At 62.9% G+C, this 11,905-nt stretch carries 10 protein-coding genes; 6 read left to right on the top strand and 4 right to left on the bottom strand.

Features of this window, described 5'->3' with window-relative positions; translation table 11 throughout:
* The first annotated feature begins 18 nt into the window (after positions 1-18).
* Genes lpxD through lpxB form a run of 5 tightly spaced genes read left to right on the top strand, consistent with a single transcriptional unit; the run spans position 19 to position 4,438 of the window.
* Positions 19-1,077, top strand: coding sequence for a UDP-3-O-(3-hydroxymyristoyl)glucosamine N-acyltransferase (gene lpxD / locus ACFSOZ_RS31095; RefSeq protein ID WP_379104432.1), 1,059 nt, complete (start codon positions 19-21; stop codon positions 1,075-1,077).
* Positions 1,070-1,537 (top strand): 3-hydroxyacyl-ACP dehydratase FabZ, encoded by a 468-nt coding sequence (gene fabZ, locus ACFSOZ_RS31100; RefSeq protein ID WP_027036657.1) that lies wholly within the window; start codon positions 1,070-1,072, stop codon positions 1,535-1,537. The genes lpxD and fabZ overlap by 8 nt, the downstream gene beginning before the upstream one ends.
* A gap of 13 nt (positions 1,538-1,550) precedes the next feature.
* Complete coding sequence (gene lpxA / locus ACFSOZ_RS31105) at positions 1,551-2,384, top strand: acyl-ACP--UDP-N-acetylglucosamine O-acyltransferase (protein WP_379104435.1); 834 nt, start codon at positions 1,551-1,553, stop codon at positions 2,382-2,384.
* On the top strand, positions 2,371-3,273 hold the full coding sequence (locus ACFSOZ_RS31110; protein WP_379104437.1) for an LpxI family protein: 903 nt from the start codon (positions 2,371-2,373) through the stop codon (positions 3,271-3,273). Before lpxA ends, ACFSOZ_RS31110 begins: the two co-directional genes overlap by 14 nt.
* Complete coding sequence (gene lpxB / locus ACFSOZ_RS31115; protein WP_379104438.1) at positions 3,266-4,438, top strand: lipid-A-disaccharide synthase; 1,173 nt, start codon at positions 3,266-3,268, stop codon at positions 4,436-4,438. Before ACFSOZ_RS31110 ends, lpxB begins: the two co-directional genes overlap by 8 nt.
* Before the next feature lie 31 nt (positions 4,439-4,469).
* Here lpxB and gltA read toward each other — a convergent pair whose 3' ends face one another.
* Both gltA and gltX read right to left on the bottom strand, forming a co-directional pair.
* Complete coding sequence (gltA, locus tag ACFSOZ_RS31120) at positions 4,470-5,798, bottom strand: citrate synthase (RefSeq protein WP_379104440.1); 1,329 nt, start codon at positions 5,796-5,798, stop codon at positions 4,470-4,472.
* Between the two features lie 184 nt (positions 5,799-5,982).
* Entirely contained in the window at positions 5,983-7,407 is a 1,425-nt protein-coding gene (gltX, locus tag ACFSOZ_RS31125; RefSeq protein WP_379104442.1) for a glutamate--tRNA ligase, read from the bottom strand.
* 102 nt (positions 7,408-7,509) lie between these two features.
* On the opposite strand from gltX, the gene ACFSOZ_RS31130 reads away from it, so the two are divergent.
* Positions 7,510-9,972 (top strand): ComEC/Rec2 family competence protein, encoded by a 2,463-nt coding sequence (locus ACFSOZ_RS31130; protein WP_379104444.1) that lies wholly within the window; start codon positions 7,510-7,512, stop codon positions 9,970-9,972.
* Here the strand turns inward: ACFSOZ_RS31130 and lexA are convergent.
* Both lexA and ACFSOZ_RS31140 read right to left on the bottom strand, forming a co-directional pair.
* Positions 9,966-10,703, bottom strand: a complete 738-nt coding sequence (gene lexA, locus ACFSOZ_RS31135) for a transcriptional repressor LexA (RefSeq protein WP_379104446.1) — start codon at positions 10,701-10,703, stop codon at positions 9,966-9,968. The genes ACFSOZ_RS31130 and lexA overlap by 7 nt on opposite strands.
* Positions 10,704-11,074: 371 nt before the next feature.
* A complete protein-coding gene (locus tag ACFSOZ_RS31140; protein ID WP_379104448.1) occupies positions 11,075-11,812 on the bottom strand; it encodes a GntR family transcriptional regulator in 738 nt (245 codons plus the stop codon).
* Positions 11,813-11,905: the final 93 nt, after the last annotated feature.

The following is an 11,905-nucleotide window of genomic DNA, read 5'->3' on the forward strand; positions in this document are numbered from 1 at the left end:
CTGGATATAGCTTCTGGAATGACCGATCCGGTGTTCTTCGCGCCATCACGCCGGTACACGGCGGGCGAAGTCGCGAATCTGACCGGCTCGGTGCTTGTCGATTCCGGCCAATCCGATATTTCGATCCAGGCACTCGCGCCAGCCAACGAAGGCGGCGAGAATGCGCTCGTTTTCGTCGATGGCAAACGCAATTCGGCGCTGATGCCGTCACTGCGGGCGGCCGCGGTCCTATGTCCGGCGGAATTCGCCAGCAAGGCGCCGGCTGGCATCGCCGTTCTGGTCCATCCACGTCCGCAACAGGCCTTCGCGCTGGTCGGGCGTCTGCTCTTTCCGACGGCCGCGACACCGGGGCCAATGACCAGTGAAACCGGTGTCTCGCCGCATGCTCATGTCGATCCGACCGCGCATGTCGAAGCCGGCGCGGTTATCGAGGCCGGTGCTGTCATCGGTCCGAGTGCTTCGATCGGTAGCGGTACCGTCATCGCGCCCAATGCGGTCATCGGACAATCCTGCCAGATTGGCCGCGACGGCTATGTCGGCCCGGGCGCCAGCATCCAGTATGCCTTGATTGGCAACCGCGTCATCATCCACGGCGGCGCCAGGATCGGCCAGGATGGTTTTGGCTTCGTCGGCGGCGCCAAGGGACCCGAACGCGTGCCCCAGGTCGGCCGTGTCGTTATCCAGGACGACGTCGAGATCGGCTCGAACACCACCGTCGATCGCGGCGCCATGTCCGATACGATCATCGGCCAGGGTACCAAGATCGACAATCTCGTGCAGATCGCCCATAACGTTCGCATCGGCCGCAATTGCATAATAGCCGGGCTTTCGGGTATTTCGGGTTCAGTGGTCGTGGGTGACAACGTCACCATGGGAGGCGGCGTCGGGCTTGCGGATCACCTGACCATCGGGTCTGGGGCCAAGCTTGCCGCCAGAAGTGGATTTATGAGCAATGTCCCTGCAGGCGAGATCTGGGGCGGTTATCCGGCACAGCCGATGGCGGAAGCCATGCGGGAGATAGCCATGCTGCGCAAGCTCGCCAGGACCCGCAAACAGGGCGAGGGAGGCAATGGCTGACATGATCGCGTCGACGACGCTGGAGGCGGTCGACATCATGGGGCTGATGAAGCTCCTGCCGCACCGCTATCCGTTCCTGATGATCGATCGCATCGTCGACATCGACGGCGACGAGTCTGCTGTCGGCATCAAGAACGTGACCATAAACGAGCCGCATTTTCAGGGCCATTTCCCCGAGCAGCCGGTCATGCCGGGTGTGCTCATCGTCGAGGCGATGGCGCAGACGGCCGGCGCCATCTGTATCCGCAGCCTGGGCACTGAAAAGCCGTCATTGGTCTATTTCCTGACCATCGACAACGCCAAATTCCGCAAACCGGTCGTCCCCGGCGACCAGTTGAAGATCTATGTCAAGAAAATCAAGAAACGCGGCAACCTGCTCAAATTCGCTTGTGAAGCCATGGTCGACGGCGCCAAGGCGGCCGAGGCCGAGATTTCAGCCATGATGGTCACTAGCGACTGACGATCGAATGCTTATGAAAATCAAGACATCTATCCATGCTTCCTCTGTCGTGGAGGAAGGCGCCCAAATCGGCCAAGGCGTGCGCATCGGCCCGTTTTGTCATGTCGGCGCCGATGCGGTGATCGGCGACGGCGTCGAACTGGTCAGCCATGTCTCGGTGATGGGCGCGACCACCATCGGTGCATCGACCAAGGTCTACCCGATGGCGATACTGGGCGGACCGCCGCAGAACACCAAGCACAAGGGCGGCCGCACCACCCTGGTCATCGGCAAGAACTGCACGATCCGCGAAGGCGTGACCATGCACCTCGGCACCGATTCCAGCCGCGGCGAGACGACGGTCGGCGACAACGGCAATTTCCTTGCCTATGCCCACATCGCCCATGATTGCGTCGTAGGCAACAATGCGACGTTCGCCAATGGGGCGACACTGGGCGGCCACTGCGAAGTCGGCAACAATGTCTACATCGGCGGCCTGACGGCGGTTCATCAGTTTGTCCGCGTCGGCGACAACGCTTTCTTGGGTGGCTGCTCCGCGATCGTGGGCGACGTCATCCCCTATGCCATCGCGGTCGGCAACCGCGCCAGCCTGCGCGGCCTCAACATCATTGGCCTGAAGCGTTCCGGCCTGCCGAGGTCCGAAATCCATCTGCTGCGCAAGGCCTACAGGATGATCTTCGATCGTTCCCGAACCGTTGGCGAGAACATCGAATTCGCCAAGGCGGAGTTCGCGTCGTCACCGACCGCCATGAGGATCATCGATTTCATCACCAGTCGCAGCAAGCGGCATTACGCGGTGCCGTCGCTCAAGGGCGGCGATGGCGATGATGTCGATGACGAAGACTGAGACCGCGTCAGCGGGTCTTGATCTTCCGCCGGGCTCGAGGGTCGGCATCATCGCCGGCGGTGGCAGTCTGCCGGTCGAAGTCGCGGCCGGCTCGGCTGAACGAGGTTACCCTCCCTTTGTCATCCTGATGGAAGGCGAGGTGGACCGCATGGCCGAGCTCTCCCGGTATGAGCATGAAAGCCTCGCTCTCGAAGCTATCGGCTCGCTGATACCATTGCTGAGGCGGCACCGGATTACCCATCTGGTGCTTGCCGGCGAGATCAAGCGCAGGCCACGATTGCTTGCGTTGCGCCCCAGTCTCAGCCTGCTCGCGGTGATCCCCCTGGTGGTCATGGCGCTGGCGCGTGGCGACGATGGCCTGCTGAAGGTCTTGGCTCGCGGCCTCGAAGCGCGTGGAATAAAGGTCGTCGGCGCCCACGAAATCGTACCAAACCTCGTGGCCGCCGAAGGCGTCCTGACCAAAGCCGCGCCCCGAAAATCGGACTGGCTCGACATCGAGGCTGGCCTTGCGGCGGCAAAGGCCATAGGGGCGCTGGATATTGGCCAGGCGGCGATTGCGGTCGGCGGCCGGACCATTGCGCTCGAAGGCATCGAGGGGACAGCCGGACTGCTCGATCGCGCCAAGCTGTTGCGCGGTCACGGCCGTATTGCGGGCAAGACCCGCGGCGTCCTGATCAAATGCGCCAAGCCTGGTCAAGAACTGCGCGCAGATCTTCCTTCCATCGGTCCGCAGACGGTCGAGGCGGTGCATGCGGCCGGGCTTGCCGGCATCGCCGTCGAAGCGGGACGGTCGCTGGTTCTCGAAGGCCCTGAAACCATAGCGCGCGCCAACGCGCTTGGTCTGTTCGTCATTGGTTTGTCTGCCGCTACGGATCCGCACCATGGCTGACAGGGCATTGAAGATCGCAATCGTTGCCGGCGAGGAGTCCGGCGACTTGCTTGGCGCCGACATCGTGCGTTCGCTCAAGCAGGCTACCGGGCGTGAGGTGCAACTCGTCGGTCTCGGCGGCCGCCATTTGCAGGCACTGGGATTGGTGTCGCCATTCGATGCCGGCGAGATCGCACTGATGGGTTTCAGCGCTATCCTGCGCGACCTGCCGCGCCTGATGCGGCGGATCAACCAGCTGGCCAAAACCGTTGCGGATGAGAAGCCTGACTGCCTCATCACCATCGACAGCCCCGACTTTTCGCTGCGCGTCGCCAGGAAGGTGCGTGCGGCCAATCCGTCGATCCCGATCATCCACTATGTCTGCCCAAGCGTCTGGGCATGGCGGCCGGGCAGGGCGGTGGCGATGAAGCCCTATGTCGACCATATCCTCTGCATCCTGCCGTTCGAGGTGAAGGAGCTCGAGCGGCTGGGCGGCCCGCCCGGAACCTATGTCGGGCATCGCCTCACCCATGATCCGGGCGTCCTCGCCGCGGCCAAGGCGCAGGACCTGCCGCGCGACCTCGCTCCGGACCACGTCAAGACATTGCTCGTCCTGCCCGGTTCGCGGCGGGGCGAGGTTCGGCGGCTGCTCGACCCGTTCGGCGAGACAGTATCGATGCTGCGCGCGCGCGGACATCGTCTGCGGCTGCTGCTGCCGACAGTGCCGCATGTCGCCGACCTCGTCAGATCTTCGGCCACAAGGTGGGATGAGAAGCCCGAGATCATCCTTGATCCCCAGCGCAAATGGCAGGCTTTCGGCAAGGCCGACGCCGCGCTGATCGCGTCCGGGACGGTGTCGCTGGAGCTGGCGCTGGCGGGTGTGCCGATGGTCTCCTGCTACAGGCTCGATCCAGTCGCCCGTGTCGTGGCGCCTTACCTGCTGTCCGTCTGGTCGGCGCTGCTGCCCAACCTGATCGCCGATCGCGCGCTGGTCCCGGAGTTCTACAACGAGTACGTCAAGCCGAACAATCTGACCCGGCAACTGGAAGCGCTGTTCGCCGACAGCGGCATGCGCGCTTGGCAGAAGCAAGGCTTTGCCGAGATCACGCGGCGTATGGCGACCAACAAGCCGTCCGGTGAGATCGCGGCGGGCGTCGTGCTTCATCACATAAAAAAAGCGCCCTGACGGGCGCCTTTTTCAGTCCGGAAAGCTTCGATCAGCGCTTGGCGATCGGCACGTAGTCGCGCTCCGGCGCGCCGGTATAGAGCTGGCGCGGGCGGCCGATCTTCTGGCGCGGATCCTCGATCATCTCCTTCCACTGCGCGATCCAGCCGACGGTGCGGGCGACCGCGAACAGCACGGTGAACATGGTGGTGGGGAAGCCCAACGCCTTTAGCGTGATGCCGGAATAGAAGTCGACATTGGGGTAGAGCTTCTTCTCGATGAAATAGGGATCGGTCAGCGCGATCTTCTCCAGTTCCATGGCGATGTCGAGCAGCGGATCGTCCTTGATGCCAAGCTCGCCCAGAACCTCGTGCGCCGTCTTCTGCATGATCTTTGCGCGCGGATCGTAGTTCTTGTAGACACGGTGGCCAAAGCCCATCAGCCGGAACGGGTCGTTCTTGTCCTTGGCGCGGGCAATGAACTCCGGGATGTGATCGACATGGCCGATCTCGCCCAGCATGTTCAGCGCCGCTTCATTGGCGCCGCCATGGGCTGGGCCCCACAGGCAGGCAATACCGGCAGCGATACAGGCGAACGGGTTGGCGCCCGAAGACCCGGCGAGACGCACCGTCGAGGTCGAGGCGTTCTGCTCATGGTCGGCGTGCAGGATGAAGATACGCTCCATGGCGCGCGCCAGCACGGGATTGATCTTGTATTCCTCGCACGGCACGGCAAAGCACATATGCAGGAAGTTGGCGGCGAAGTTCAGCTCGTTCTTCGGGTAAATGAAGGGCTGGCCGATGTGGTATTTGTAGGCCATCGCCGCGATCGTCGGCATCTTGGCGATCAGCCGCATGGAGGCAACCATGCGCTGGTAGGGGTCGGAGATGTCGGTGGAGTCGTGATAGAAAGCCGACAGCGCACCGACCACGCCGCACATCACCGCCATCGGATGCGCGTCACGGCGGAAGCCGGTGAAGAAGCGCGACATCTGCTCGTGCACCATGGTGTGGCGGGTCACGCGGTAATCGAAATCGTCCTTCTGCGCCTTGGTCGGCAATTCGCCGTAGAGCAGGAGATAGCAGACCTCGAGGAAATCGCCGTGTTCGGCCAGCTGATCGATCGGATAGCCGCGGTGCAAGAGGATGCCGGCGTCGCCGTCGATGAAGGTGATCTCGGACTCGCAGCTTGCGGTCGAGGTGAAGCCGGGATCATAGGTGAAGGCGCCGGTGGTGCTGTAGAGCGAGGCGATGTCGATGACATCGGGCCCGACCGAACCGCTTCGCACCTTGAACTCGTGAGTCTTGCCGGCGAATTCAAGCGTTGCCGTGGCCTCTCGGGTCGTGCCGCCCAAATCCAGTTTTTTCGCAGCTTCGGTCATTGCAAACTCCTTCTTGTTTCCTCATGCCGGCAAAGGCAAAATTCTGCAGAGCGACACGTCGAAATCACCGCAATGCGCGTATTCGCCACCGCATATTAGGAGGTGCGTGCCAGATTGGGCCAAGGCCTAATGTTGCACTGCGAAACGCGCCTTTCAATGCCAATCTTCTTGGGCCAGTTTGCTCCTAATCGATTTGATCCGCTATGCGCGCCAGGCTCTCCTCGCGCCCGAGCACGGCAAGCACGTCGAACACGCCCGGCGAGGTGCTTTTCCCGGTCAACGCGGCGCGCAAAGGCTGGGCCACGGCGCCAAGCTTGTGGCCGCCAGCCTGCGCATAATCGCGGACCGCGGCCTCCGCGGCAGTGGCCGTCCAGTCGCCTGAAAGCGCGTTCAAAGCTTCGTGAGCGCCGCGCAGGATCTTGCGTGCGTCGTCATTGAGCAGAAGTGCCGCCTTGTCGTCGATCGGCAGCGGCCGGGTGGCAAACAGGAAGGCGGCGCCATCGACAAGCTCGACCAGCGTCTTGGCGCGCTCCTTCAGGCCCGGCAACGCGGCGAGCAGCTGCGCCTTGTTCTTCTCGTCGAGGCGCGCGGCCATCGCCGGACCACCCTTGAGATAGGGCAAGGTGGCGATGAAGATATCGAACAGCTCGGCATCGCTCATGCGGCGCATATGGACGCCGTTCAGCGCCTCGAGCTTGGCGAAGTCGAAGCGGGCCGCGCCCTTGTTGACATCGCCGATGTCGAACCAGGAAATCATGTCCTTGATCGACATGATCTCGTCGTCGCCATGGCTCCAGCCGAGCCGCGCCAGGTAGTTCAGCAGCGCGTCAGGCAGGTAGCCCATGGCGCGATAAGCCTCGACGCCAAGGGCGCCGTGCCGCTTCGACAGCTTGGCGCCATCGGCGCCGTGGATCAGCGGGATATGCGACATCGACGGCACGTCCCAGTCCATGGCGTTGTAGATCACCGTCTGGCGGGCGGCGTTGGTCAGGTGGTCGTCACCACGAATGATATGGGTGACGCCCATGTCGTGATCGTCGACGACGACGGCATGCATGTAGGTCGGGTTGCCATCCGAACGCAGGATGATGAAGTCGTCGAGATCCTTGTTGGGAAAGCGCACCTCGCCCTGGACACGGTCGTGCACCACCGTCTCGCCCTCGGTCGGCGCCTTGATGCGGATTGCGCCCTTGGCGCCTGCGGGCGCCTCGGACGGGTCGCGGTCACGCCAGCGGCCGTCATAGCGGGGCGGCAGCCCCTTGGCCCGTGCTGCCTCACGCATCGCCTCCAACTCGGCCGGCGTCGCGTAGCAGTAGTAGGCCTTGCCCATGCGCACGAGCTCCTCGGCCACCTCACGGTGGCGCGGCGCACGCTCGAACTGCGACACCGGCTCGCCGTCCCAGGTCAACCCGAGCCAGGAAAGCCCATCGAGAATGGCCGCGGTGGCAGAATCTGTCGAACGCTCACGATCGGTGTCCTCGATGCGCAGCAGCATCGTGCCATCGGTGTGCTTTGCATACAGCCAGTTGAACAGCGCCGTGCGCGCGCCGCCGATGTGCAGGTAGCCGGTGGGCGAGGGGGCAAAACGGGTGACGACCTTGTCGGACATGGAACTCTCGGAAACCATCTGAAGCGGGATGCGGTTGCGCGGACTTTCGCGCGGTCGGCGTTCATGTAGCATAGGGTGTCGAGGGTGCAAGGGGCAGACCCGATGGCTGGACGAGGCCGGGGCTCGGATCAGGGCGAGGACGCTGCTATCGGCGTCAGCGAACGGTCGCTGTTTGCGCCGCCGCAGCCGGCTTCGTTGCCGCCGCCATCACCGCTCGTGCCGGGCACCGGCAACCTGCCATTGCAAGCCGATATCCCGGTCGCTGTTCCAGTTGCCGAAGTCGGCAGAATCGTGCGCGTGCGCCGGCAAATCGGCCCGATATCACTGCCTCGCCTGCGCCACAGCCTAGCCACGGCAGCGGGTCTGGAGCTCGACCGAGGCGTGGCCTTTCTGCTGGTGCCGGTCTGCCTGGCAATCGGGGCGATCGGCTATTTTTCGCTGGCGGCGGAGCCTGACTTTCCAAAGCCTGTCGCGGTCGTTGCGCTGACGGCGCTCTGTGCGCTTGTCTCGCGTTCCTGGCCGAAAACCCATCTGTGCTTCATGGCAGCATTGTTGTGTGCGCTGGGCTTGCTCGTCGCAAAGGTCGAGACATGGCGGGCGGGAACGCAGATTCTGGGCTCGGAAATCTCGACGCAACTGACGGGGCGGGTGGTCTCGCTCGACCGGATGGAGAGCGGCCGCATTCGGCTGACCATCGACGTGACGTCGACCGCCCGGCCGAAATTGCGCTATGCGCCGGAGCGGGTTCGGCTTTCGGCGCGAAAGATCCCGGCAGAGATGACCGCCGGCTCCCTCATCACCGGCTACGCCAAGCTGTTGCCGCCGACAGGCCCGGTGCGGCCGGACAGCTACGACTTCTCCTTCGACAGCTACTTCGCCGGCATCGGCGGCAGCGGGTTCTTTCTCGGCAATCCAAAGATGGCCGCCACCGATGACAACGAAATGCCGCTGTCGGCCCGCCTTTTCTCGGGGATAGAAAATGCCCGCGAAGCCATCGCCGACCATATCAGGGGCAGTGTCGGTGGTGCCGAGGGCGAGATCGCCGCGGCGCTGATCGTCGGCGTGCGCGCCGGCATTCCCGATGACATCAACGAAGCGATGCGGCGTACCGGCATTTACCACATCATCTCCATTTCCGGTCTGCACATGGCGCTGGTCGCCGGCACAATCATGGGCTTGCTGCGTGGCGCCTTCGCCCTGTTTCCGGACTTTTCCGCGCGTCGGCGGGTGAAGAAATACGCGGCCGCCGCGGCACTTTTCTCGATCGCCGCCTATCTAGTCATCTCGGGCGTCGTCGTTGCCGCGGAGCGCAGCTTCATCATGCTGGCGGTGATGCTGATTGCCGTGCTGTTCGATCGGGCGGCGCTGACCATGCGCAATCTGGCGATCTCGGCGATCGCCGTCATTGTGGTGTCGCCGCATGAGGTGGTCGGCCCGAGCTTCCAGATGTCGTTCGCGGCGACGGCTGCGCTGGTCGGCGCCTATGCCGGCTGGTCGGATCATCGAGCGGGAAAAACGAGACCTCCGCCACCACGGCGATCGCTGCCTGGCTTTCTCACGCAAAAATTCCTGCTGGCGGCTGGTGGCCTTGCCATGACCTCCATCATCGCCGGCGGCGCGACTGCACTGTTTGCCATCTGGCATTTTCAGCGGGTGTCGCCGCTCAGCCTGTTCGCCAATCTGGCCATCATGCCGATCGTGTCACTGGTAGTCATGCCCTTCGCCGTCCTCAGCGCGCTGGCGATGCCGTTCGGTGCCGACGGCCCCTTTCTTTATGTGATGGGCAAGGGCCTGACGGCGATGATCGCCATGTCCGGATGGATTTCCGAGCGCTCGCCGGTCGACGCCGTCGGGTTGATTTCGCAGCAGTCTGTCCTGCTGGTGGCGATTGCCTTGGTCATTGCAACCATGGCGACGACATGGCTGCGGCTCGCAGCCCTTCCCTTCGCGCTTGCCGGCCTGTTGACCGTCTCGGATACGCGCGCACCGGACGTGCTGATCTCGGAGGACGCCAGGCTGGTCGCGTTGCCGATCGGGGGCGGCGAGCTCGCCGTCAGCCGCGCACGTCCGAACGAATTCACGGTCGACAACTGGAAACGCGCTCTGACATCCGAAACCATCGTCGTGCCGGAGGTGTTCAACAACGGCGACGGGCAATTCGACATAGCGGATGCCGCTGGAATACCGCCCGGAGCGCCTTTCTACTGCGCATCAGGCGTTTGTCTCGCCAAGCATCCGTCCGGTGCGATCATCGCGCATGTCGAAGATCGAAAAGACGCCTGGAAAGCCTGCGGCTTCGCTGACCTGATTGTCATCAATGACGCGACGGCCTATGACCCCTGTCACAATCCCCTGGTGCTCGTCATCACCAAACGGCAACTGGCCCGCAAGGGCAGCGCCGCCGTCTTCTTCGATCGAGAGTCGGCGACCACGCCGGCAACGGTCAGCTTCGCGGTGGACAGGCCATACCGGCCCTGGCACACGCAACGCAAATTCTCGCGCGAGGCGAGGGGCCTGCCGCCCTTTCGCAAACCCGAAAAGCCGGTTGCAAGCCCTGCTCAGTAGCGCCTGATCAGGCCCACGAGCTTGCCTTGCACCTTGACCCTGTCCGGTCCAAAAATGCGGGTTTCATAGGCCGGGTTGGCGGCTTCGAGAGCAATCGAGGCGCCCTTGCGGCGGAACCGCTTCAGCGTCGCTTCCTCTTCATCCACCAGCGCCACGATGATCTCGCCCGGGCTCGCTGTGTCGGCGTTACGGATGATGACGGTGTCGCCGTCGAAGATGCCGGCCTCGATCATCGAATCGCCCTTGACCTCCAGGGCGTAGTGCTCGCCACCCATGATCATGTCCGGCGGCACCGAGATCGAATGCGTCTGGTGCTGGATGGCGTCGATCGGCACGCCGGCGGCAATGCGGCCCATCACCGGTATCGACACGGCGGAGACCACGTCGTCGTCATTGCCGGCAGAAGGCATCCGCGAAGGCGACGGCTTGATTTGCCGACCAAGTCCGCCTTGCCCAAGACTGCCCTGAATGACGCTTGGTGAGAACTTTTTTGCCGCGTTGAGGCCAGGCGCGATCGAGTCCGGCAGCCGCAGCACTTCCAGCGCGCGCGCCCGGTTGGGCAGTCGGCGAATGAAGCCGCGCTCCTCCAGCGCCGTGATCAGCCGGTGGATGCCGGATTTGGAGGCAAGGTCGAGCGCTTCCTTCATCTCATCGAAGGATGGCGGAATACCGCTCTCCTTGAGGCGTTCATGGATGAACATCAGCAGTTCATGTTGTTTGCGCGTCAGCATGGCAGCCCCCAGGTTACCTGAAATCGGAATCGGAAAAACAAACCCAGAACAAACACTATCTGTTCCAGTTGTGTTCCGCAACCGTTTAAAGTTTAATGAATTTGTTAAGACGGCTGAAATCATCTGCCGCGCGGCAGCGTGCGGCGTTCGACGCTTGTCTGCCACCGCCACAGCCTTGGTTCGATTGAAAATGTTATGGTTAATGGCTTGTGGCCCACCCTGTATCGGGCTTGGCATCCGTTACAGATGAAGCTTGACGAGAGGGCTTTGTTCACGTCACCGATGGTTGGCCTGCCGTGAACGAAACGAAGCCAAAATGCCAACTTCGCCGGAGAAATTGACGAAGTCGGCTTTGGCTTGTTCCTGTTGCATTACCGCTTGTTTGTGCTGCGGTCGCAGGCATGGACATAGACATGCAACGTGTAGTCGATGTGGGCAATCATCAGGGTTTTCGCGCGCTCGATGTTGCGATCGAGCGCCGCTTCCATGAGCGCGGTGTGATGTTCGATCGCGACAGCCTGGCGCAACGCCGTCACGGCCTCCTCATAACCGTGCTGCAGACCGGCGACCGCCCGCAGGGTTGGTGCAAGGCCTAGAAAACGGTGATGGCGACGCAACTGATCCGCGATCGTGGAATGGAAGGTCAGCAGCCATGGGGATGTTGCCGCGCCGAGCAGTGCCGCGTGGAAAGCCTCGTGTTTTTCATCCCATTCGTCGACCACGCCGTCGGACGGGTCGTCGACCGCTGTCTTGCAGCGCGACAGCCGGTAATGGGCGGCGACAACGGCGTCCTCCCATTCACGGCCGCCTTTCTCGATCGATTCCTGGAGCAGCGGCAGTTCGACCACCAGCCTCGCGCGTGACAGATCTTCCAGCTCGACGCGCGAGACTGGTGCGACGGCAAAGCCGCGATTGCTGATGGCGGTCACCAGGCGCTCGGCCTCCAACCGCGACAGCGCCTCGCGTAACGGGGTCCAGCCAATGCCGTAGCTATTGCGCAACCCGCTGAGCTTGAGCGGCGCGCCGGGCTTCAGACGGGTCGTGAGGATATCGCGACGCAACAGCCTGTAGGCTGCTTCCGTCTTCGAGAAGTGCTCGTCGTCCAGCATCGCCGTCCATCCATACTATCTGGGCGATGATTATATATGAAATTCTTTCATTCCGTAAATTATATATAATGTTTGACAGCAACCAAGAGACTG

Source organism: Mesorhizobium newzealandense (assembly GCF_042682145.1).
Lineage (GTDB): Bacteria > Pseudomonadota > Alphaproteobacteria > Rhizobiales > Rhizobiaceae > Mesorhizobium > Mesorhizobium newzealandense.

Bases quoted from the DNA above. Each gene is read 5' to 3' on its own strand.
- lpxD (WP_379104432.1), top strand. From the start codon at position 19: ATGACCGATCCGGTGTTCTTCGCGCCATCACGCCGGTACACGGCGGGC.
- fabZ (WP_027036657.1), top strand. From the start codon at position 1,070: ATGGCTGACATGATCGCGTCGACGACGCTGGAGGCGGTCGACATCATG.
- lpxA (WP_379104435.1), top strand. From the start codon at position 1,551: ATGAAAATCAAGACATCTATCCATGCTTCCTCTGTCGTGGAGGAAGGC.
- ACFSOZ_RS31110 (WP_379104437.1), top strand. From the start codon at position 2,371: ATGACGAAGACTGAGACCGCGTCAGCGGGTCTTGATCTTCCGCCGGGC.
- lpxB (WP_379104438.1), top strand. From the start codon at position 3,266: ATGGCTGACAGGGCATTGAAGATCGCAATCGTTGCCGGCGAGGAGTCC.
- gltA (WP_379104440.1), bottom strand. From the start codon at position 5,798: ATGACCGAAGCTGCGAAAAAACTGGATTTGGGCGGCACGACCCGAGAG.
- gltX (WP_379104442.1), bottom strand. From the start codon at position 7,407: ATGTCCGACAAGGTCGTCACCCGTTTTGCCCCCTCGCCCACCGGCTAC.
- ACFSOZ_RS31130 (WP_379104444.1), top strand. From the start codon at position 7,510: ATGGCTGGACGAGGCCGGGGCTCGGATCAGGGCGAGGACGCTGCTATC.
- lexA (WP_379104446.1), bottom strand. From the start codon at position 10,703: ATGCTGACGCGCAAACAACATGAACTGCTGATGTTCATCCATGAACGC.
- ACFSOZ_RS31140 (WP_379104448.1), bottom strand. From the start codon at position 11,812: ATGCTGGACGACGAGCACTTCTCGAAGACGGAAGCAGCCTACAGGCTG.